Annotated in this window: 20 protein-coding genes; 10 read left to right on the forward strand and 10 right to left on the reverse strand. The window is 40.2% G+C overall.

The features are described from left to right. Window positions 1-30: 30 nt before the first annotated feature. Complete coding sequence (locus tag MSG66_RS07610; RefSeq protein WP_324653374.1) at window positions 31-2,928, reverse strand: valine--tRNA ligase; 2,898 nt, start codon at window positions 2,926-2,928, stop codon at window positions 31-33. A 196-nt stretch (window positions 2,929-3,124) separates the two neighbouring features. Between MSG66_RS07610 and MSG66_RS07615 the strand changes: the two genes are divergently transcribed. The 3 genes from MSG66_RS07615 to MSG66_RS07625 are packed head-to-tail and all read left to right on the forward strand — an operon-like array spanning window position 3,125 to window position 5,118. Further along, window positions 3,125-3,796: a hypothetical protein gene (locus tag MSG66_RS07615; RefSeq protein WP_324653376.1), complete on the forward strand. Its 672-nt coding sequence runs from the start codon at window positions 3,125-3,127 to the stop codon at window positions 3,794-3,796. Between the two features lie 27 nt (window positions 3,797-3,823). Further along, a complete protein-coding gene (locus MSG66_RS07620; protein WP_324653378.1) occupies window positions 3,824-4,630 on the forward strand; it encodes an SDR family NAD(P)-dependent oxidoreductase in 807 nt (268 codons plus the stop codon). A 53-nt stretch (window positions 4,631-4,683) separates the two neighbouring features. Continuing rightward, window positions 4,684-5,118, forward strand: coding sequence for a nuclear transport factor 2 family protein (locus MSG66_RS07625; RefSeq protein WP_133972027.1), 435 nt, complete (start codon window positions 4,684-4,686; stop codon window positions 5,116-5,118). Here MSG66_RS07625 and MSG66_RS07630 read toward each other — a convergent pair. From MSG66_RS07630 to sdsA, 8 genes are all read right to left on the reverse strand, one after another. Beyond that, window positions 5,115-5,549, reverse strand: coding sequence for a YbjQ family protein (locus tag MSG66_RS07630; protein WP_133972029.1), 435 nt, complete (start codon window positions 5,547-5,549; stop codon window positions 5,115-5,117). The genes MSG66_RS07625 and MSG66_RS07630 overlap by 4 nt on opposite strands. A 7-nt stretch (window positions 5,550-5,556) precedes the next feature. After that, on the reverse strand, window positions 5,557-5,907 hold the full coding sequence (locus tag MSG66_RS07635; RefSeq protein ID WP_003655405.1) for a YbjQ family protein: 351 nt from the start codon (window positions 5,905-5,907) through the stop codon (window positions 5,557-5,559). 109 nt (window positions 5,908-6,016) lie between these two features. After that, window positions 6,017-7,471, reverse strand: coding sequence for a multidrug efflux RND transporter outer membrane channel subunit AdeK (gene adeK / locus MSG66_RS07640; RefSeq protein ID WP_132071772.1), 1,455 nt, complete (start codon window positions 7,469-7,471; stop codon window positions 6,017-6,019). Beyond that, window positions 7,471-10,647, reverse strand: coding sequence for a multidrug efflux RND transporter permease subunit AdeJ (gene adeJ, locus MSG66_RS07645; RefSeq protein WP_324653382.1), 3,177 nt, complete (start codon window positions 10,645-10,647; stop codon window positions 7,471-7,473). The genes adeK and adeJ overlap by 1 nt, the downstream gene beginning before the upstream one ends. A gap of 12 nt (window positions 10,648-10,659) precedes the next feature. After that, entirely contained in the window at window positions 10,660-11,910 is a 1,251-nt protein-coding gene (adeI, locus tag MSG66_RS07650; protein ID WP_042897628.1) for a multidrug efflux RND transporter periplasmic adaptor subunit AdeI, read from the reverse strand. Between the two features lie 23 nt (window positions 11,911-11,933). Beyond that, window positions 11,934-12,560: a phosphatase PAP2 family protein gene (locus MSG66_RS07655; RefSeq protein WP_324653385.1), complete on the reverse strand. Its 627-nt coding sequence runs from the start codon at window positions 12,558-12,560 to the stop codon at window positions 11,934-11,936. 183 nt (window positions 12,561-12,743) lie between these two features. Beyond that, the gene (locus MSG66_RS07660) at window positions 12,744-14,804 is read right to left on the reverse strand and encodes a site-specific recombinase (RefSeq protein WP_324653387.1); all 2,061 of its coding nucleotides are present in this window, start codon (window positions 14,802-14,804) and stop codon (window positions 12,744-12,746) included. 14 nt (window positions 14,805-14,818) lie between these two features. After that, the gene (gene sdsA, locus MSG66_RS07665) at window positions 14,819-15,796 is read right to left on the reverse strand and encodes an All-trans-nonaprenyl-diphosphate synthase (protein WP_016143332.1); all 978 of its coding nucleotides are present in this window, start codon (window positions 15,794-15,796) and stop codon (window positions 14,819-14,821) included. Window positions 15,797-16,240: 444 nt separating this feature from the next. On the opposite strand from sdsA, the gene rplU reads away from it, so the two are divergent. From rplU to MSG66_RS07700, 7 genes are all read left to right on the forward strand, one after another. Further along, window positions 16,241-16,552 (forward strand): 50S ribosomal protein L21, encoded by a 312-nt coding sequence (gene rplU, locus MSG66_RS07670; RefSeq protein ID WP_004639133.1) that lies wholly within the window; start codon window positions 16,241-16,243, stop codon window positions 16,550-16,552. A gap of 18 nt (window positions 16,553-16,570) precedes the next feature. After that, a complete protein-coding gene (gene rpmA, locus MSG66_RS07675) occupies window positions 16,571-16,828 on the forward strand; it encodes a 50S ribosomal protein L27 (RefSeq protein WP_003655414.1) in 258 nt (85 codons plus the stop codon). 241 nt (window positions 16,829-17,069) lie between these two features. After that, window positions 17,070-17,765, forward strand: coding sequence for an outer membrane lipoprotein chaperone LolA (lolA, locus tag MSG66_RS07680; protein WP_324653392.1), 696 nt, complete (start codon window positions 17,070-17,072; stop codon window positions 17,763-17,765). Window positions 17,766-17,878: 113 nt separating this feature from the next. After that, the gene (locus MSG66_RS07685) at window positions 17,879-18,679 is read left to right on the forward strand and encodes an RsiV family protein (RefSeq protein WP_324653394.1); all 801 of its coding nucleotides are present in this window, start codon (window positions 17,879-17,881) and stop codon (window positions 18,677-18,679) included. A gap of 118 nt (window positions 18,680-18,797) precedes the next feature. Next, window positions 18,798-20,069 (forward strand): serine--tRNA ligase, encoded by a 1,272-nt coding sequence (gene serS, locus MSG66_RS07690; RefSeq protein ID WP_324653396.1) that lies wholly within the window; start codon window positions 18,798-18,800, stop codon window positions 20,067-20,069. A 67-nt stretch (window positions 20,070-20,136) separates the two neighbouring features. Further along, window positions 20,137-21,510 (forward strand): siroheme synthase CysG, encoded by a 1,374-nt coding sequence (cysG, locus tag MSG66_RS07695; protein ID WP_133972041.1) that lies wholly within the window; start codon window positions 20,137-20,139, stop codon window positions 21,508-21,510. A 43-nt stretch (window positions 21,511-21,553) separates the two neighbouring features. Next, window positions 21,554-22,027 carry a tRNA (cytidine(34)-2'-O)-methyltransferase gene (locus MSG66_RS07700; protein ID WP_002116042.1) on the forward strand — a complete coding sequence of 158 codons (474 nt, stop codon included), beginning with the start codon at window positions 21,554-21,556 and terminating at the stop codon, window positions 22,025-22,027. A 62-nt stretch (window positions 22,028-22,089) separates the two neighbouring features. Here the strand turns inward: MSG66_RS07700 and MSG66_RS07705 are convergent. Further along, window positions 22,090-23,456 (reverse strand): PT dipeptide repeat lipoprotein (locus tag MSG66_RS07705; protein WP_324653399.1); only part of this gene is annotated, 1,367 nt, incomplete at its 5' end.

Raw genomic sequence — 23,456 nt, forward strand, 5'->3', positions numbered from 1 at the left:
AGAGGGGATTTTTTGAATCAAATTGCTGCATTAAAGCGCAGCAATCTGCTCCATATTTGCTTTAACTTTTTCTAATTGAGCAGCAAACTCAGCAAGCTTCGCTTTTTCACCTTCAACAACCGCTGCTGGTGCTTTAGATACAAAGCCTTCATTTGCAAGTTTGCCCGCAATTTGATCGTGTTGCTTTTGGATTTTATCCAAGTCTTTTTGCAAACGAGCAAGCTCAGCTTTAGGGTCAATTAAGCCTTTCATTGGTACAAATACCGATGCATGGCTAACAACGCTAGAGCAAGACAAAGGCGGCTCTTGGTCTTTATTCAAGAATTCAATGCTTTCAACTTTAGCTAATGCTTTGAACAATGCTTCAATACGAATGATTTGTTCACGTTCAGCGTCAGACGTGTTTTGAAGTAATACTGGCAACAAGCGCGCATTACCTAAGCCCAACTCACCACGAATGTTACGTACCGCACCGATCAAACCTTGAAGCCATTGCATGTCTGCTTCAGCTTGGTCATTGATTTTTGCTTGCTCAGGAATAGGGTATTGAGCAGTCATAATCGTTGGGCCGCCTTGACCAAGCATTGGTGCAAGAGTCTGCCAAATTTCTTCTGTCAAATACGGCATTAATGGATGAGCCAAACGCAACGAAGCTTCCATCACTGCAAGCAATACACGACGTACTTCAGCTTTACGCTCTTCTGCAACTTCTGCATCGTTCAGAACTGGTTTAGTTAACTCAACGTACCAGTCACAGTATTCATTCCAAATAAAGTCATAAATCGCTTGTGCAGCAAGGTCTAAACGATAGGTTGCAAACGCTTGGTGTACAGCAGCTTCAGCTTTTTGCAGACGGCTCATAATCCACTGTTCTGGAAGTTCCCAAAGATCAGGGCGAGCGTCGGTACCAACAGTTTGACCTTCAACATTCATCAGAACGAAACGAGTCGCGTTCCAGATTTTGTTACAGAAGTTACGGTAGCCTTCAACACGTTTTAAGTCGAACTTAATGTCACGACCAGTGTTTGCAAGCGCACAGAACGTGAAACGAACTGCGTCAGTACCATAGGCATTAATGCCTTCTGGGAACTCTTTGCGCGTTGATTTTTCAATCTTCGCTGCATCTTTCGGGTTCATTAGGCCAGTCGTACGTTTTGCAACTAAGCTTTCTAGATCAATACCGTCAATCAAGTCTAATGGATCAAGTACGTTACCTTTAGACTTAGACATTTTTTGACCTTCACCATCACGTACCAAGCCGTGAACGTAAACAGTCTTAAATGGAACTTGAGATGAACCATCTTCATTTTTCATGAAGTGTAAGGTCATCATGATCATGCGGGCAACCCAGAAGAAAATGATGTCAAAACCAGTCACCAAAACATCTGTTGGGTGGAAAGTTTTTAAGAAATCATTTACTTCATCTTGCTTCGCATCGCCAGTCCAACCTAAAGTTGAGAATGTCCAAAGCGCAGAAGAGAACCATGTATCAAGAACGTCTTCATCTTGTTTAAGTTCAACGTCAGCAGCGATATTGTTCTTCGCGCGTACTTCTTCTTCATTACGACCCACATAGATGTTGCCATTCGCATCGTACCAAGCTGGAATACGGTGACCCCACCAAAGCTGACGTGAAATACACCAGTCTTGAATGTCACGCATCCACGCCATGTACATGTTGCTGTACTGTTCTGGAACAAACTTAATACGGCCATCTTGAACTGCTTCAATTGCAGGTTCAGCAAGCGGAGCAATTTTTACATACCATTGGTCAGTCAATAATGGCTCAATGATCACGCCTGAACGGTCGCCACGTGGCGCTTTTAAGTCATATGGTTGGATTTGGTCTAACCAACCTTCGGCTTCAGCTTGAGCAACTAATTTTTTACGTGCTACGAAACGTTCTAAACCAGCGTATTCCGCAGGTGCAGTAATGGTTTTAGAAATTTGTTCACCAGCTTTTGCAATATATTCAAACTCACCTAAAACTTCGGCGTTTTTGTTGAAGATATTAATGATTGGCAAGCTATTGCGTTTACCTAGGTCATAGTCGTTAAAGTCGTGAGCAGGCGTGATTTTTACACAGCCAGTACCAAAGTCTTTTTCAACGTAGTCATCAGCAACGATTGGAATTAAACGACCAGTAATTGGCAATACAATGTTTTTACCAACAAGGTGTGCATAACGCTCATCTTCAGGGTGAACAGCAACAGCAGTATCGCCCAGTAATGTTTCAGGACGAGTCGTTGCAACGACTAAATAGTCTTTGCCATCTTGAGTTTTAACTGATTTGTCTTCAAAGAAATATTTAAAGTGCCAAAGTGAGCCTTTTTCTTCTTTGCTTTCTACTTCAAGGTCAGAAAGAGCAGTTTGAAGTTTAGGATCCCAGTTTACAAGGCGCTTACCGCGGTAAATTAAACCATCTTCGTGCAAACGAACGAATACTTCTTTAACAGCGTTTGATAAACCTTCATCCATCGTGAAGCGTTCACGTGACCAGTCTACAGACGAACCTAAGCGACGAATTTGTTTAGTAATCGTGCCGCCAGATTGTTCTTTCCATTCCCAAACTTTTTCGATGAACTTATCACGGCCCAAGTCATGACGAGTCACACCTTGTAAGCCAAGTTGACGCTCAACAACCATTTGAGTTGCAATACCCGCATGGTCAGTACCTGGTTGCCACAAGGTGTTTTTACCCATCATGCGGTTATAACGGGTGAGGGCATCCATAATGGCATTGTTAAAGCCATGGCCCATGTGCAAACTACCAGTGACGTTTGGTGGCGGAATCATGATACAGAATGATTCACCGTGACCAGAAGGTTTGAAGTAACCTTGTTCTTCCCACGTTTGGTACCACTTCTTTTCGATCTCGGTTGGATCGTATGTGGTCGCAATATTTTGAGCGGTTTGAGCGTCAGTCATAGTAGCTTAGATCGAATATGCATAAAAAATTGCACCTATTGTAGCAAAAAAATGCCTCGAAATTAATGTGCTGAAAACAGATAAACGGTTTTGTATTTTTTTCAAAAAACGGTAGATTTATGAAAGATGGATCACAATTTAATCGTGTAGACACACGGCACAAAAATTACAAAAGAATTGAAAAAGGATGTTGCTCATGAGTTATGAAGTTTTTTTGAAAATTTCCGATTCAACTTATACCCAATTCGAGACTATTCGGCAGAAACTGCATGATGGGGTGAGCCAAAGTCAGGCAAAAGCTTTAGGGGATGTATTGTCTGACCTTTCTTGTGAAATTATTGAGCAGGTTTTTTCTGTACTCTTACAGTCAGGGAATACAACCATGTCCCCAAAACAGCAAGCTGAGTCTGAAAAAGTGGTTCAGCAGGTTTTGGAAACTTTTCGAAAATATATGCCTTGGTCGGTTTCATTCTTTGGAAATGAACGTCTTTTACCTTTAGTTGACTACATGACATCCCTGATGAAAGAACAGGGACAGCAGATCTATATTACCTATCCAGTTACGCTTCAACTCGTGCAACAAGCTGAAACTCTGACTCAGCAAATTCGTGATGGGAACATGCAGAGTGTTGCAGCTGCTTTTGATACTCTCATTCAAATTGTAGATTTAGGCGTAACAAGCCTAGTACGTGAACCTAAAAAGCGTTTAAAATTTAATTTAGTTGTCGATAAAACCCTGAATGGGGTGATCAACATGACGACGCATTTAGGCTATAAACGTTTGGAAAAGTTAGGTACACAGGTCGATCAGACCACAGCAACTCATTATATCAACCACTTTTTGGCCTTCATGCATCAAGCAGCATAATTTAAAAAGATAATAGGAACATAAAGCATGGCCAAACTTGATACTTTAAAAAATAAGGTGGTATGGATTACGGGTGCATCTTCTGGTTTAGGTAAGGCCTTGGCAGGGGAATTAGCCTTGCAAGGGGCAGAAGTGATTTTGACCTCCCGTCGTTTTGAAGAGTTAGAAGAAGTTCGAGTTGGTTTGTTAAATCCAGAGCAACATTTGTCTGTGGTTGCAGATATTACCAATGAAAAACAAGTTCAAGAGGCCTATGAGCAGATTTTAAAAGCGAAAGGACGAATTGACTGGCTCATTAATAATGCAGGTTTGAGCCAACGTGCATTAATCGAAGACACGACAATGGCAACCGAACGGGCCATTATGGAAGTTGATTATTTCTCGCAAGTGGCGTTAACCAAAACTGTGCTTCCGACCATGCTAAAACAAAAGTCTGGTCGAGTTGTGTTTGTTTCTAGCGTGGCAGGTCTGTTAGGAACACAGTACCGGGCAAGTTATTCGGCTGCTAAAGCGGCAATTCATATGTGGGCTAATAGTTTACGTGCTGAGGTCGCTGATCAGGGCATTGAAGTTTCCGTTATTTTCCCTGGTTTTGTAAAAACAAACGTTTCTTTTAATGCGTTAAATGGTGCAGGGCAGCCTCAAGGCCATCAAGATGAAGCAATTGAAAATGGTTTAGAGGCAGATACTTTTGCAGAAAAGTCGGTTAAAGCTTTAATGCATGGCCAAGAATATATTGTTGTTGGGGGAACAAAAGAAAAACTTGGAGTAATGGTTTCTCGGATGTCACCAAAACTTCTCTATAAAATGATTCGGAAAACAAAAGTAAAATAAAAAAGAGATTTCGCCGTGCTAAATTGGTGAAAAACCTGCATAGAAGGTTCACCATGGATCAAGATTATCACCGTGTTTTAGAGGTCATCACACGTTTTCAATTGGTCTTTGACCAGAAAAATTGGGACGCTTTTGATGAGTTATTGGCCGATCAACTTGAGGTGGACTATTTCCAGTTTAGGGGAGAGCCTTTATGTGTTGTGACTTGTCATGAATATAAAGGTTCTCGGCAGCAAGCTTTATCGCATTTACGACTACAGCACAATTTGAGTAATCCCATTATCCGCATTGAACAAGATCGGGCATGGTTAGAATGCAATTATCAAATTTATCGTTTTTCAGAAAATGATTATTTTCATTCATTTGGTCGTTATTATTTTACTTTGGAAAAACAACAGGGCAATTGGAAAATTACCGGAATTTGCCAACATTTAACTAAAAATATTGGCAATCCACGGATACATTTTTCTAGCGTGGGGCAGTGTTAATCTTTTACTGCGGTACCGTAGGCAAAGACTTCGACCATTCCACCCTGCATTCCTAGTTCGGTTGTACTCAGCCGAACTCCCATAATATGGTTAGCGCCTGCGGTATGGGCTTGTTGCTTTAAGCGGACAATCGCTTCACGGCGAGCACGTTCAACAATACTTTCATAACTGGTCAGCCGACCGCCTAAAATATTTTTGATTGATGCCAGCACATATTTAAAGTAGTCATTAGAAATCACGACATTACTGCTAATAAATTGGCCTAATTGATCACTCGTCGCAAAACGATTCGTATCAATTCTGATATGGGCCAGCCGTTGCTCTTTTTCTAGAAGTTCTTTCAAATGTTTTTGTTCAATATGGCGCCCAAAACCCCAACCAATACTGAAAAGAATCAGAAAAATAACAAGCTGAAAAATAAGATTTTCCATTTTCTACCTATGCACTAAATGGATCTGGTAGATGGGGTGCTTGAGGTTGTACGACCACAGCTGTGCCATAGACAAATAGTTCGGAAGCACCTTGAGCAATATTTGAAGTTGAAAAACGAATACCAACAATTGCATTCGCACCCAGTTGCTGGGCTTTGGCAATCATACGATTCATGGCTTCTTGGCGGGATTCTTCTAATAATTCGGTATAACCTGTAAGTTCACCACCCACAATATTTTTTAAACTCGCCATCAAGTCACGGCCAACATGCTTACTTCGGACTGTACTTCCATAAACAACATCAAGCTGTTTTAAAATCTGGTGGCCCGGAACGCTTTCTAAATTACTCAGTAACATTATTTTTTATCAATCTAAATCTTTTAAGGTTTCAAGATAAGAAATATTCACATGAGATGCAATAAAAAAGCCCACCGAAGTGAGCTTTTATAGATAAGTTATTTAAAACTTATTGCTTTTTAAGTTCAGCACTTGATGGTTGATTAACTACTGTATCTGAAGAATTTGCTTTTAAACCGCCACCTAGAGTTTTGTATAACTCAATTTGGTTGTTTAAGTTAGCTTGTTGAAGCAAGAGTAGACCTTGTTCTGCTGAATAAGATGAACGCTGTGCATCAAGAACGGTCAAGTAACTATCAATACCTGCACGGAAGCGGGCATTTGAAAGTGTGTAGTTGCGGTTAGTCGCTTCTACTAGACGTTGTTGAGCTGTTAAACGTTCACCAATATTGGCACGCGTTGCAAGCGCATCATTAACTTCGCGGAATGCAGACTGAACTGATTTTTCATAATCAGATAATGCAATTTTCTGATCAGTTTCAGAAATTTTTACATTGGCACGACGCGTACCCCAGTCAAAGATTGGTAAATCTAGGCTTGGTCCAACTGACCACACAAATCCACCAGACTTAAATAGATCACTTAAGTCAGTCGATGCGTAACCTGCAGAACCCGTTAAGCTAATTGTTGGGAATAAACGTGCTTTTGCAGCACCAATATTCGCACCAGCAGCGCTTAAGTTATATTCAGCAGCTTTTACATCTGGACGGTTGTTAAGCAAGTCGCTTGGTAAACCAGCTGTATATACATTCTGTTGAGTAATACGTTTTACAGGTTGGTTTGGCAACAAGTTTTGCGGAATCGATTGACCTGCTAACAAGTTCAACAAGTTTTGTGCTTGAGCCATCTGAGTTTTGTAGTTCGCTACATCGTTACGCGCAGTTTCTACAGAAATCTGTGCCTGACGTAGTGGAACTTCGCTGTCGATACCCACATCAAAACGTTTTTTGTTGAGGTTGTAAGAGTCTTGCTGTGCTTTTAGAGTTTGCTCTGCAAGCTTTAGATTCGCCGATGCAAAAGAATAGTTCAACCATGCTTGAGCAACCTGACTAATCAGACTGATTTGTGTCGAATCACGTGCACTTTGCGTTGAAAGATAACTATCTAATGCAGCATCTTTCAAGCTACGAACGCGGCCCCAAAAATCAAGCTCATAGGCAGTTACACCCAAACCCACCTGATAGGTAGAGTAGGGGTTATTCGGATCACGGCTTTGAGAAACCTGACGAATTGCACTACCACTTGCTCCGATGGTTGGAAGCTGGTTGTTTTGAGTAATCCGATATTGCTGTTGAGCACGTTCAATATTGAGCGTTGCTGTACGTAAGTCACGGTTGTTGGCAAGAGCCAAATCAATCACTTCGAGCAAACGAGGGTCAGAAAAGAACTGTTTATAACCCTGTTCTGCAATAGACGTACCAGAAGCGCTGTTATATCCATAGCTTTGTGGTATATCGGTTTTCACGACTGGTTCTGGGCCGCGCATGCTTTGACAAGCTGTCAAAGCAAGCGCAAGTGCAGATACCGCAATGCTACGACCTGAAATAGACCATACTTTTTGCATCACGATTTATGCTCCTGAGTGTTTATGGTTTTTGGTTTGTACTTAAAGATACTACGAATCCACACATAGAATACAGGGATAAAGAAGATACCTAAGAACGTTGCACTGAGTACGCCACCGAGTACACCGTAACCGACAGAGTGCTGACTTCCTGCACCTGCACCTGTTGAAAGAGCAAGTGGAAGTACACCGAAACCGAAGGCAAGGGTGGTCATAATAATTGGACGTAAACGCATTTTTGAAGCATGTAAAGTTGCATCAATGAGGTCTTCACCTTTTTCCTGCAGCTCTTTTGCGAACTCAACAATCAAGATCGCATTTTTTGCAGAAAGACCGATGACCGCGATCATCGCTACCTGGAAGTAAATGTTATTTGAGAGATTTGGATCTCCTTTAATAATCATACCCAAGTAAGTCAATATGATTGCACCAATAATACCGAGTGGTACTACAAGTAAAACCGAGAACGGAATAGACCAGCTTTCATATAATGCAGCTAAGCAAAGGAAAACGATTAACAATGAAAGAGCATAAAGGAATGGAGCTTGAGCACCAGACTCACGTTCTTCAAGTGATAAACCTGTCCATTCATAGTCAAAACCTTGTAAGCCCATAGATGGTAGCTTAGCAATAATTTCTTCCATTGCTTTCATAGAATCACCAGAACTTACGCCCGGTGCAGGTGTACCTTGAATGTTAACCGATGACACGCCGTTATAACGTTCAAGACGAGGAGAACCATATGTCCATTCGCCAGTAGCAAATGCAGAGAACGGTACCATTTCGCCTTTGCTATTACGTACATACCACTTGTTTAAGTCTTCAGGCATCATACGGCTACCCGAATCACCTTGAACATAAACTTTTTTCACACGACCTCGGTCAACGAAGTCGTTAATGTATGAACCACCCCATGCAATACGCATAGTGTTGTTAATGTCGGCAATGCTCACGCCCATAGCGCCAGCTTGAGCCTGATCTACATTAATTTGATACTGAGGTGTATCTTCTTGACCATTAGGACGTACTCCTACAAGACGCTTATCTTGTGAAGCCAAACCTAAAATTGTGTTACGTGCGGCAATCAGTTTCTCATGGCCTTGACCACTTGAATCTTTAAGCTGCAAGTTAAAACCAGCTGTTACGCCTAATTCAGGCATTGCTGGAAGCTGTAATGGCATGATGTAAGATGCGTCTTTGACGATCATGTTTAATGCCATACCACGTTGAATTAACGCGCCAATCTGAGACTCTGGTGAAGTACGTTCACTCCAGTCTTTCAATTTAACGAAGCCAATACCAGCATTTTGACCAACACCTGTGAATGAGAAGCCTGAAACGGTGAAAATAGATTCCACTGTATCTTTTTCATTCATGAAGAAATTCGTCATGGTATCAACGACTTTATTGGTACGGTCAAGTGTTGCATTCGGTGGTAATTGTACAAGTGTCATGACCACACCCTGATCTTCTTCTGGTAAGAATGAAGATGGGAGTTTTTGGAACAAGAACACCAATAAGCCAATCACTACAGCGTAAAGTACGCCAGAGAAGATTTTGCCTTTAAGCATGCGGCTAACACCATTTTGGTAGCTATGCGACATGCGGTCAAAACCGTTGTTAAATCCTCTGAAGAAACGAGCAAAAATATTATTGCTTGGCTCTTTGTTCGGATCATGCTGTTTCAAAATTGTTGCACAAAGTGCTGGCGTGAAGGTTAACGCCACAATTAACGATAAAACCATTGCTGTTACAAGGGTAATCGAGAATTGACGGTAAATTACACCAGTCGTACCACCAAAGAATGCCATTGGTACGAATACCGCTGTCAATACGCTTGTAATACCGATTAACGCACCAGAAATCTGTTCCATTGATCGTGAAGTCGCCGTGACCGGATCGGTATGTTCTTCACTCATCACACGTTCAACGTTTTCTACTACAACAATGGCATCATCGACCAGAAGACCAATTGCCAATACCATAGCGAACATGGTCAAGGTGTTAATTGAGAAGCCAAAAATATTGATGACTGCAAATGTACCTAATACAACAACAGGTACAGCAAGTGTTGGAATAATCGTTGCACGCCAGTTCTGCAAGAACAGGAACATGACAATAAATACCAAAACTACCGCTTCAATTAATGTGTGTACAACACTCTCAATTGAAAGACGAATAAATGGGGTAGTGTCATAAGCCAGTTTATCTGCAAGGCCTGTTGGATAGTTCTTACGTAATTCGGTTAAACGATGTTCAACAGCATCAGCGGTATCAAGTGCGTTGGCACCCGTTGCAATTTTAATTGCAAGACCACCAGCAGGTTTACCATTAAACTTCGAATCGAATTGATAGTTATCAGAACCTAATTCAACACGAGCAACATCTTTTAAACGAACCTCAGCACCTGATGCTGTGTTCTTTAAGAAGATATTTTTAAACTGCTCAGGTGTTTGCAACAAACTTTGTGCATTCACTGTTGCGTTAAGGACCTGACCTTGTACGGCTGGTGCTCCGCCTAACTGACCTACAGCAACTTGTGAGTTTTGCGCTTGCAAAGCAGTCGCAATATCACTTGGTGTTAACTGGTAATTAGCCAATTTTGCAGGGTCGAGCCAGATACGCATTGCGTATGAACCACCAAAAACTTGTACTTCACCTACACCAGCCACACGGCTAAGTGGTTCTTTAATTGATGAGTTTACATAGTCTTTAATGTCTGAGTCTGAAAGGGTGTTATCTGGTGAATAAAATGCAATAACTTGTAAGAAGCTTGCACCAGATTTTGTAACAGTCACACCTTGACGTTGAACATCTTCAGGTAAAAGAGCAGTTGCAGATTGCAGTTTGTTTTGAACCTGAACCTGTGCAATATCTGGATCAATACCTTGTTCAAAGTTTAATTGAATAGAGGCCTGACCGTTACCCGCACTGTTAGATGAAATATAACGTAAACCATCTAGACCATTCATTTGTTGTTCAATGATCTGGGTTACGGTATTTTCAACAGTCTCAGCCGATGCACCAGGATAAGTTGCAGCAATTGTAACTGTCGGCGGTGCAATCGTCGGATACTGAGCAATAGGCATTTTTGTAAGCGTGAGAATACCCGCCAACATAATGACTAATGCAATCACCCAAGCAAAAATGGGGCGATGAATAAAAAATTGTGCCATTCAATCTACCCCTTATGCATTTGAAGATGCTTTCTGTTCTGCTTGAGGTTTACCTGATTGAGCCGGTTTTGTCGCATTTGGCGCTGCACCTTGAGGAGCTGCTGGTTGAGCTTGGTAAGGTTTTGCTGACACTTCTTGCCCTTCTTTAACTTTGGCAACACCGTCAACAATTACTTTATCACCAGCTTTAAGACCATTGGTCACAATCCAGTTTTGTCCTTGAACACCAGAAGTTTCAACAGGACGACTCTCAACAGCACCTTTTGCATTTACAGTCATCGCCATGGCTTGACCTGTCGGTAAACGTGTAATTGCAGCTTGAGGAATCAGATAAGCATTTGGAACTACACCTTGAACAATCTGCGCAGTTGTATACATACCAGGAAGTAACAGATGATTCGGGTTTGAGAATACGGCACGTAAAGTAACGGTACCTGTATCTTGATTTACAGAAGCATCAGAGAAAGCAAGTTGTCCTTCGATAGGATAGGTTGAACCATCTTCGAGCTTCAATTTCACTTTCGTGTTGTTACTATTATTTAAACTGCCTTTACTGAGTTGTTGACGTAAACGTAATAACTCGGCACTAGACTGGTTAATATCAACATAGATTGGATCTAATTGTTGAATCGTCACTAAAGGATCAGTTTGGTTTGCAGTAACTAAAGCACCAGCTGTTACAGAAGAACGTCCAGACTGACCAGAAATTGGTGAGCGAATTGTAGAATAACCAAGATCTACATTTGCATTCGTTACTTGCGCCTTCGCAGCAGAAACTTGTGCTTCTGCAACATTAACCTGACCAAGTAAGTCGTCATATTCTTGTCTAGATACAGCATTACTCGAAACAAGTTGCTTATAACGGTTGAGCTTGGTACGCAGTGAAGCTAGATTTGCCTGTTGTTGTAAAAGTGATGCTTTTGCATTTTCAAGCGTTGCACGGTTAGTTCGAGAGTCCAGTTCATAAAGAGCCTGACCTTCACGAACATAACTTCCTTCCGCAAACAAGCGTTTTAAAATTACGCCACTTGTTTGAGGGCGAACTTCAGAAATTTGATATGCTGAAGTACGGCCGGAAAGCTCAACGCTTTGTTCAACACTTTGTGGTTGAGCAACAATAACACCTACTTCAGCAGGCGGCATTTTCTGAGCAGCAGCAGCTTGCTGTTTCTCATCGGAGCCTTTGCCACAACCAACAAGTGCGATACTTGTTGCTAATGCGCAAGCAGTAAGGGCAGGAGCCCAAAGCTTAGCCGACATCATTGTTCCACCTCGTTAGATAAAATCTAAAAATATATTTGTTTTTTACTTAACCTACTTTGTGTTTGTAATAACCAGAGCCAAAGCAGTGCAATCCAAATAAAACCTATGCCCCAACCGGCGAGTACATCTGTTGGAAAATGAACTCCAGCATATATTCTTGAAAGCCCCATGCAGATAAACCAAAGACAGGAAATCAAAATGATATAAGGAGAGTTAGTGTTGGGCTTATGGCATAACATTATCATTGCGAAACAAGCCAGTGTTGATGCATAAACACTGTGTGCACTTGGGAACGATGCACCGTAACTTTCGACAATATGATATACCTGTGGGGGTCTTGGGCGGTCAACACACCACTTGAGCAGCCAACCCATGGTGATACTGCCAATAACTCCCACGCTAATGAAAATAACAGTAATATATTTTTTATACCATGCTTGATATATACATACCAGAAAGGATAAAAAACATACAAAAGGCATACCACCTACACGAGCCAGAAAGATCGTAATAAAGTTAAGATAATCTAATCGGTGTTCACTCAATATTTGAACGCTCAGGAGATCCATAGATTGAAGTCTTGGTACAAAAAGACCAAGCACACCTAATCCGAAAAAAATACAACCAATAAAAAGCAACATATAGGGCATGTATATACCTTTGCTTATTCAAGCAGTGTCCACTACTGAAAGCCGTTAAAAGTGTACTTGCCAGTACACTTTTTTTCAAGCCTGATAGATCATCGTAAATTCATTTTGAAAAATTTTTAACATTTGGAAAAACAATCACAACAAAATTGACGGAATTCACATTTTGTGTACAAAGCAAAATTGTTAGTGTTCTGTCTTTTTTCCACTATTTGTAGTGGTATTTTCTTCAAGTTCTAGAGGTTGTTTTGGTGGCCAGAAAAAATCGCTTGGACGAGTCAGAAAATGGGTCATTACCAGTTTAGCTAAAGGTTTCCATTGTTCGAAGCGAACTCGACGTGCCCGTAGTGCCACAATAATAGTTAAGGTGAAACTAACGAATAAGTTAGTGAGGCCAATACATAACACACCTAGGAAGGACACAATAATCAGTCCGATATCTGGGCTACCGTTAATGGTCATTAAACCTTGAATAAAGTTAGCTGATGCAAAGGCAATATGGCGAATATCTAAAGGTAAACCTAAAATAAAGCCTATGGTGCCCATACTTCCTAACATAATCCCGAATAAGAAGTTACCCGCTAAGGCTCCTAAGTTACGCTCAATATATTCAGCAAAACGGTTTAAGCGATCTTGCCCAAACCAGTTTGCTAAGCGGTGATGTGCTCTTAGGCGTGGACCGACTTTCCGATAAACAGCCATGTTGTCGAAGTATCCCGCAATGAGACCTGACAAAAATAAGCAAACTCCGGCTACGGCAGCATGTGGAACTGCCAAAGAGGTGAAGGGATTTAAGCTGTGCAACAAATAAGTCGCTTTAGTATGAGTTAATAAAGGCTCATCAAGATAGAACTGCCAAGCAAAAGTAATGAGTGCAGCAGTAGGAATCGCAATTGAAATGTTGCCTAAAATAGCAATGAATTGTGTTCGAATAATATTAATAATAAGAGCTGCTAGCTCTGCAATTTGAGTTGTTTTAGAGCCTTTACGCTGTTGTACTGTTGCAGCAAGAGCCGCAGCAGTCATCGCGGGTTGTTTGGTTGCAACTGTGAAGTGCAGAACATGAATTAGTATGAACCCTAGAGAATAATTCATACTGAAAGTAAAGGCTTGCATGAGTGGAGCCATAGTCATTCTTGCTGCAAGAATTTTTAAAGATGCCATACAGGCGATAATAACGCCCGCTCCAGCGGCAGCTTTATACATGCCCCAGAAACCTTTTGTATCGGTACTTACATAATGTTCGCCTGTTCGGCTGGCATTTTCAGTCACTTGAAAGGCAATAAGTTCACTTGTTGTACTGAGTAAAGAGCGAACACTTTTTTCACTGTAGTGCGCCTTGGTTAAATCGGAAATAAGATGTCCTAAAGAGACATATTTTCCTTTACTGTTATCTACAACCAAATAAAGCAGTAATTCAATTCGGTCGAGGCACTGCTCAAGTAACGACAATAAATAAGTTAAGCTTAAGCTGACACCGATTCTTTTTGTGGCACGACGAATCTTTAAAACAACATCCCGGCATTGTTCCAACATCACAAATGCTTGTGATGCATCGGGAGGAGAAATAACCGCAATTTCATGTTCAGAAAGTTCTTGTTTTTTGTACTTTTCGATAAACTCAATAATTTCACGGTTCTGAACTAAAAATGGTGATTCATATTCAGTTAATTCGGGTTGAGCATTAATAAATTCAGGATAAAGGCCAATTCCACTAATTCGATAAGTTAAGACGGTGATTGCTTTAATCATTTCATTTTGAATGACAAGCTTTTCGTCTACATTACTTTGGCTTTGTCCAATAAGACTAAATAAGTTTGCCCAATCTTCATCATCAATATTATTGAGCCAGATTTTGTCACTTTCTAAATAGAAAATTCTACCAATTAATATTTTGAGTTGGCTTGCATCTTCGATTAACGGTAAAAAATGTGCTCCGAGTCTTTGTCCCAGTTGGTTCCAGAAACCATCTAAAGATAAAATTCCACTATCTGCATATAAACTTACTTGCTTATAGCGATTAATCAAACGTAATAAAAAAGTTTGTAGTAGGAGGGGAGCTGTAGGTGTACGTAATAGACTTTCAATGAAAGCCTGTACTTTTTGCTTGATCTCAATCGTATCATGAGGATCGGATGGACGAATGGCATTGACTAATTCAATGAGTGAATTTTCATCAATAACAGCTTGAGTATCTTCAAGCTGTTTCTGTATTTTTAAAAAATGATCTGAAAAATTTATATGCATAGGCAAAATAATATCTATTGTATTCGATGTAACGCAAGCTGAGTTAAGTTAATCAAAGCCTGACGATATGGTGTATCGGGAAGGTTTGATAAAGCTTGCAGTGCTGCTTCTGTTTCTTCTTGGGCACGTTGGTGGCAATAATCTAAAGCACCAGACTTCTGTACAATTTCAATAACCTGAGGTAATTGGTCCACACCACCAGTTGCAATACTGCGACGAATAATCGCATGTTCTTCACCAGTTGAATGGGCTAATGCAGAAATTAACGGTAAAGTTGGCTTACCTTCCATTAAATCATCACCAATATTTTTACCTAATGTTTCAGCATCTGAAGTGTAGTCTAAAATATCATCAATAATTTGGAATGCATTACCAAAATGACCGGCAAATAATCTCAATGGTTCACGATACGCTTCTTGTCCAGCTAAAATAGCAGCGCCTTCTGTAGCGAGTTCAAACAGACGAGAAGTTTTACCATGAATAATTTTTAAATAAGTTTCTTCTGTTGTATCGGGTTGATGTTGCGATTGAAGTTGTAATACTTCACCTTCAGCAATTTCACATGTACCTGTTGAAAAATCTTTCAATAAAGTCATGTTATTTAAATCGACTAGTAAATCGAAAGCACGGGCAATGAGGAAGTCACCGACTAATACAGCTGTCTGATTGTTCCATGTCGCATTTGCTGTAGGTCGACCACGACGAAGCCCAGATTCATCTACCACATCATCATGGACTAATGTCGCGGTATGCAACATTTCAATGATGGCGGCCAGACGCTGTGCGTTTGCCATATTATCTAAACCACATGCACGAGCAGCGAGTAAGCACATGATTGGGCGCATACGTTTTCCGCCAGCTTCAACAACATGTTTGCTGACAGACATGACTAAACCGACTTTTGAGCTAATTCCTTCATTAATCAAGTGATCCATCGCAGCAAAGTCTGAGGCAACAGGCGCAAGAATATCTTGCTTGAAATCGATGACCATATGAAGAAAAACCCCGTATTGGTAGATAAGTCGCGTTAGTGTATCAATTAAAGATGTGTTGCACAGGTGAACAAGTGGCTGATATTAATCATTTCTATTGTCTTTATGCGTTCTTTGTTCTTTATTTAAGCAAAACATTATATTTCCGGCAAAACAATAAATTTAATGACATCAGCATTAATACAACTTGTTCTTGTCGCAATTTGTGTCTGGAACTGTATTTTAATTTTCATTCAGAATCAATGAAAACTGATAAATTCCAATCTAAGCTGCTTGTCGATTTTGTAAAAATAGGGGAATAGGCGTCACTGATAAATAGAAAATACTTGTCGTTTGATCAAATTTCACTTAAAATCTGTCGCCTTATATGATCCCAGTGGCGTTCGTTTTAAGCTCGGTATATCCCTTTATCGACACGACGACACGGGCTGATTGGAGTACATTATGTACGCAGTAATCCAAAGCGGTGGTAAACAGCACCGTGTAGTTGAGGGTGAAACCCTTAAAGTTGAATTATTGAAAGCTGAATCTGGCGCGACTATTACATTTGATGATGTATTAATGGTTGTAAACGGTGACAGCATTCAAATCGGTGCTCCAGTTGTAGCTGGCGCTAAAGTAACTGCAGAAGTGGTTGGTCATGGTCGTCACGACAAAATCCGCATTATCAAAATGCGTCGTCGTAAACACTACCGTAAACAACAAGGTCACCGTCAATGGTTCACTGAGTTGAAAATTACTGGTATTTCAGGCTAATCACGAGGAGTAAGAGACATGGCAACTAAAAAAGCCGGTGGATCGACGAAGAACGGTCGTGATTCAAACCCAAAAATGTTAGGTGTTAAAATTTACGGCGGTCAAGCTGTAACTGCTGGTAACATCATCGTTCGTCAACGTGGTACAGAGTTCCACGCTGGTGCAAATGTTGGTATGGGCCGTGACCATACTTTATTTGCTACTGCTGACGGCGTAGTAAAATTCGAAGTGAAAGGTCAATTTGGCCGTCGCTACGTAAAAGTTGAAACTGTTTAAGTTTTAGCTTCAAAAAAAGCCCACATTTTGTGGGCTTTTTTTATGGAATCTAATCTGGTTTATCTTCATCATGATGAATGAAATTCTACAAACAACATGAATAACATAACAAAATATCTTATTTTCTCAATGATTAGCATAGAGTTTGTCGGTTAATATGAGTCTTGAATTAAGAGCTTGCTAATTTTTCATAACTTTGAAAGATGGCCAGTTGTCTTACAGCAACTAAAAAGGTGATGACATGAATATGCTTCGTAAAACTATGTGTGCTATTACACTCAGCGCGTCAGTGCTTGCTCCTGTAATGAGTACTACAGTGTTTGCTGCGCCTGTAGCAGCACCGGAGCAACAGGCAATTGGGAACCTGGTTAATCAGTTATCAGGATTACAGCGTTTGACTGCCGATTTTGAACAAACCACTAAAGCCAATACAAAAACTGTGGCACAGAAAAAGAGTTTAAGTGCACAGCATATGAACCAGACATTTAAAGGCTTAATGAAAGTTGAACGTCCGGGGAAGTTTTATTGGGAAACTGTGAGTCCGTCTAAACAAACGATTGTAACGAGCGGAAAAACAGTTTGGATTTATGATCCAGATTTACAGCAAGCTGTACGCCAAAGCTTAGATGATCAGGTTGCAGATACGCCAGCGTTATTGCTCTCTGGTAACACCAATCAAATCATGAAGTCTTATCGTGTAACACAGCCAGATAAATCAAAACTCTATTTCACATTATTTCCTAAAAAAGAAGATGGTGCTTTCCAAAGCTTAACGATTAGTTTTGGATCAAATAAAGCGCCAACACTTATGGTATTGCAAGACTCACTAGGTCAAACCACCTATGTGCGTTTCAAAAATGTGAAAGTAAATGCTTCAATTCCAGCATCCGTCTTTAACTTTACGCCACCAAAAGGCACAGATGTTATTGACCAATAATTAATCCTTATAAAAAAGCTACCTTTCACGGTAGCTTTTTTATATAAGAGAAATAGATACATTTTTTAACCCCGTCTTATTCTTACACTTTGTATAGTGATAGGGGTAAATTCATGGGGATTATTATGCGACTTTACGATAAAAAAATTATTTGTATTCTTCCATTAATGGCTGCAATGGCAATTGTGAGCGGTTGCCAACCGAAATCGGCAGCTAAAGAGGAGCAAGCCGCTTCGACTGCAAAAGTTAAAGAAACAAAAGAGGTTGGTGTTCCTGTAATTCAGGCAAAAGTAATCCCAGTAAAATTGCCGAAATCAAAAGTTTGTTTAGAAGATGGTTGTACAGAGTATGATTTTCAAACAGTACAAACCAACCAAAAGTGGATTAATGATTACTTTACTAATCGTATAAAGAAAGCAGATCCGAATGCTTTTGCAAATTTAGCTGATCAGCCAGTCGATGTACCTGAGGGTGAGCCTCGTTCGAGTCAAAGTGCAATTTATGTCCGTTATTTAGGGCAAAATTATAACCTTGCAACTTTTGCATTACAGACTTATTCGTACTCAGCTGGTGCAGCACATGGAATGTCTCATCAAGAATTTGTGAATTTTGATTTATTAAATAAAAAGCACATTACTGTTGCCGAACTCATTCAGCCAGATGTTGAAAAAAAATTAGTTGATGCACTTTTTGATACGAATACAAATTGGCTTCAAGAGCACAATATCACCCGTGAAAAGCTGCAACTCAGTGATAATTTTTACTATGGTGCAAATGGTATTGTTTTTGTCTATCCGATCTATGAATTGGCTTCTTATGCCGAAGGGATGAGTGAATTAACATTGCCATATTCTGAAGCGGCTAAGTTCATTAAACCTGAGTATTTGCCAAGTGTGCCAAACTATAACTTGTAAAATAGGTGATCTCTTCTAACAATTGTGTGAAAGCTATTCGTTATGAAGATGATCACTATATTTTTTAGTGTGAAGGCCTTACACTATAGCCAGTTTTTTACCCATATTATGATTGATTATGATCGACCCTAAGTTACTCAGAAATAATATTGAAGCCGTTAATGCGGCTTTGGCAAAACGTGTTGTTCAATTAGATGTTCAAGAATGGGCTTCTTTAGAAACTCGCCGTAAAGACTTGCAATCAAAAACTGAAAAATTGCAGGCAGAACGGAATGCCGGTGCAAAACAAGTGGGTCAGATTAAAAAATCCGGTGGTGATGCTTCTGAAACCATGGCGCGTATGCAAGCGATTGGTGATGAAATCAAAGCTGCTGAAGTTGCTTTGTCAGAGCTACAAAATGAAATTGAGCAAAAAGCGCTTAGCATCCCTAACTTACCAGATGAATCTGTTCCTGCTGGTAAAAATGAAGATGATAACGTTGAAATCTCAAAATGGGGTACACCTCGTCAGTTTGATTTTGAAATCAAAGATCATACCGATTTAGGCGAGTGGATGGGTGGACTCGAGTTTGAAACTGCAACTAAATTGACCGGTTCACGTTTTAGCGTGTTGAAGGGCTCTTTAGCGCGTCTACAACGTGCTTTAACGCAGTTCATGCTTGATACCCATACTTTAAAGAATGGCTATACAGAGGCTTATGTGCCTTATTTGGTAAATGCTGATTCACTGCGTGGTACGGGTCAGTTACCAAAATTTGAAGAAGATTTATTTAAACTTCAAGGCGAAAAAGAATATTACCTCATCCCTACAGCAGAAGTTCCAGTTACTAACTTCGTTCGTGATGAAATTATTGATGCAGATCGCTTGCCATTAAAATACGCTGCGCATACACCATGTTTCCGTAGTGAAGCAGGATCTTATGGCCGTGATACGCGTGGTTTAATTCGTCAGCACCAGTTTGACAAGGTTGAAATGGTGCAAATCGTTAAACCTGAAACTTCTATGCAGGCACTTGAAGACCTTACTGCACATGCAGAGGGCATTTTGCAGGCACTTGGTTTGCCATACCGCAAAATTTTGCTCTGTGGTGGTGATATGGGGTTCGGCGCGACTAAAACTTACGATTTAGAAGTTTGGGTTCCAAGCCAAAATACTTACCGTGAAATCTCAAGCTGCTCTAATATGGGCGATTTTCAAGCACGCCGTATGAAAGCACGCTACAGAATGGATCAAAAGAAGACCGAATTGGTGCACACTCTAAATGGTTCAGGTCTTGCCGTTGGCCGTACTTTGCTTGCCGTGATGGAAAATTACCAACGTGAAGATGGTTCTATCGAGATTCCAGAAGTATTACGCCCATATATGGGTGGTTTAACATTTATTGATTAAGCTTTGCATCTAAATTGTGCACGGTTTTTGCTTAACCAAAATCAGATAATTAATGTAGAGGTTTAAGGTGGATATTTTTCCAATCTCTTTAAAGTTGCAACAGCAACGTTGTCTGATTGTGGGTGGTGGGCATATTGCTTTGCGCAAAGCAAATCTTTTAGCCAAAGCTGGAGCAGTAATTGATATTATTGCTCCAGCAATTGAAGATCAGCTTTTACCGTTGATTCAGGCGACTGGAGGACGGTATTTTGCTGAGACCTTTGTCGAAAAAATATTAAATACACCTTATCGCTTAGTGATTGCTGCGACTAATGATGCGCAAGTGAACAAAGCCGTTTTTGAACAATGTGAAGTGCGTAATTTGCTGGTTAATAGTGTCGATGATATTCCGCACTGCCGTTTTATGGTTCCAGCGATTATTGACCGTTCTCCATTGATCATTTCTGTTGCCTCAAATGGTGCATCGCCAGTCTTATCTAGACAACTTCGTACTCAAATAGAAACAATAGTTCCACATGGTATGGGTAAGTTGGCTGAATTTTCAGGTCAATGGCGTAAGCAGGTAAAAGAAAAGATTACTAACCCCGATGAGCGCCGAATCTTTTGGGAAAATCTATATGCTAGTCCATTAAAAGAACAAGTTTTTAATGACAATCTAGATGTAGCAAATGATTTGATTCAGCAAGCCTTAACAGAGTGGACAGCGCCTAAAGGCGAGGTTTATTTGGTAGGTGCTGGACCGGGTGATCCTGAGCTACTGACATTAAAAGCACTACGTCTTATGCAACAAGCAGATGTTGTGATTTATGACCGTTTGGTGTCTGAACCCATCTTAGAGCTTTGTCGCCGTGATGCCACTAAAATTTATGTTGGTAAAGCCCGTTCAAACCACTCGGTTCCCCAAGACGGTATTAATGCTCTACTGGTTGAATATGCTCAACAGGGAAAACGCGTTTGTCGTTTGAAAGGTGGTGATCCCTTTATCTTTGGCCGTGGTGGCGAAGAGATTCAAGAGTTAGTTGAAGCAAATGTCACTTTCCAAGTAGTACCAGGTATTACTGCAGCATCAGGCTGTTCGGCTTATGCGGGGATTCCACTTACACACCGAGACTATGCACAAAGTGTTCGTTTTTTAACTGGACATTTAAAGGAAGGTTCTCCTGAACTACCTTGGAATGAACTGGTTTATGAAAATCAAACTTTAGTTTTATATATGGGATTGGTTGGATTGGAACGTATTTGTGAGCAACTTATTGCTCATGGTCAGCGTGCAGACATGCCAGTGGCTTTAATCTCTAAAGGAACTACACCAGAACAGAAAGTTATCGTTGGAACATTAGCCGATATTGCGACTAAAGTGTCTGAACATCATATCGTAGCGCCGACTTTAACCATTATTGGTGAAGTAGTGAGTTTACGTGAACAGTTAAAATGGCAATAAGTTCATCTGAATTTATTGTTTGTTATTAAAGTCGAGAAAATTTGTGATTCATGTTGTCCTTTACGAGCCTGAAATTCCTGCCAATACAGGCAATATCATTCGTTTATGTGCTAATACGGGTGCACAGTTACATTTAGTTAAACCCTTGGGTTTCGAGCTAGATGATAAAAAGCTTAAGCGTGCAGGCCTTGATTATCATGAATGGGCACGTATGCAGATTTGGGACAATATTGAATTGTGTCTTGCAGATTTAAAAGCTAAAGGTGTTGAGCATGTTTTTCCTTTAACCACTAAAGGTTCTGCAACTCCTCACACGGTTGATTTAAACCGACCTGTGGCTTTATTGATGGGGCCAGAAACACGTGGTTTGCCTGAGCATGTTCGCTTAATGTTTCCACAAGAGCAGTGGATTCGTTTACCAATGGCTGAAAATTCAAGAAGTTTAAATTTATCGAATGCAACGGCTGTGATTGTTTATGAAGCATGGCGTCAGCAAGGTTTCAAAAATCTAGGATAATTAGTTAAATTTTTAAAATAAAAATAAGGCCATCATTGTGGCCTTATTTGTTTTTGGATTTCTTATTTAGGGAAAATAACCCCACTTGCTAAATCATAGTTAGTCGGTGAGTTGGTATAGACCGATCCAAGTTTAACCGCAAAGAACCATCCTAACTTACCTTGATCTTGAATACGGTTTTCAACGATATAAGGCTCATCTAATTGAGATGCTGCATCTTCAATAAATACTTTATATTCAATAGGCCCTGTATTTTCACTGTCACGTTCAAATAAATAACCATCAACATTAAAGAAGCCAATATTATTACTTGCATCGACAAGTCTATAGCCTTCGGTTGCTTGTTCTTTTAGAAGTTTTTCAAGTTTTATTGCATCATCTTTGTTAAATGGAATATGTTTTGGAACTTCGAAAAAACGATAAGCATAGGTCCCGTTATGTGTACTACTATTTACACATGTTGGAACATAGAATGTGCCATTTGTTGTACCGTTATTGGTAAATGTCGAGTTTGCGTAGAGTAATTTGCACCCTTGAGCTCCAAGTTCATTGAAGGCATTTAAGATACTAGTCCGAGATGTATTTGTTAAGAATCGGTTGGAGTAGGCGTAGGTTGCTGGTTTTTTATCATTTTTTACAAATAAATATTTGTTTGTATTTGATGCTACTTCTCCAAATGAGAGTTTATATATATAGCCTAAGCTACCTTGTTTATTTAATTCACTGACCCATAGTAAATAACGGTTAGCTACTGAAGTGGTTTTTACATCAACCGTTTTATAGGTATATGTGTCAGTGGATTTGTTGTTTTTTACATACAGATTTTTATACAGCGCAAAGCTACCGTCAGGGTTATCTAAACTGACTGATGGCGTAAGAAGGGCATAGCCTTGGCGCCCTTGATCATTAAGTTGATTTAATACATCTGCCCAAGATTCTTTGTTATCTGCAAGTCTATAACTTGCTGTTGCGAGTACTTGGGTTGGCTTTTGCATACTTGCTGGTGGAGTTGTTTTTGTAAAGCATGTATTTATGAGATCAAAGTTTGCTTGCTGTAGATAATTATGAATCGCACTAGGTTCATCTGTAGGTATTAAACAGAACTGATTTGCATTTTTAAAGCCCAAAATAGCTGGTTGTTTTTGATTTAGTTTTCCAGCTACTACAAGTTGCCAATCTACTTTGTTGTAACTTGAAGTTTGTACAGCTTGTGGGGCTCCAATATTTGAAACTAGACTAAAATCTTCAGCTTGGCGATAGCTCGCCACAATGTTACCTGTACAGTTTTCTTCATTTTCATAGCGTACCGTTTCGCTAGTGAAACGCACACTGTTATCTGACACCTTAATCACATTCATTTTTAGAGCAGAGCCGTTAATACATGCTCCTTTACCTGCTAACCAACTTCCAACGAAGCGATCCGCTACAG

This window comes from Acinetobacter sp. IK31 (assembly GCF_035615195.1).
Classification (GTDB): domain Bacteria; phylum Pseudomonadota; class Gammaproteobacteria; order Pseudomonadales; family Moraxellaceae; genus Acinetobacter; species Acinetobacter calcoaceticus_C.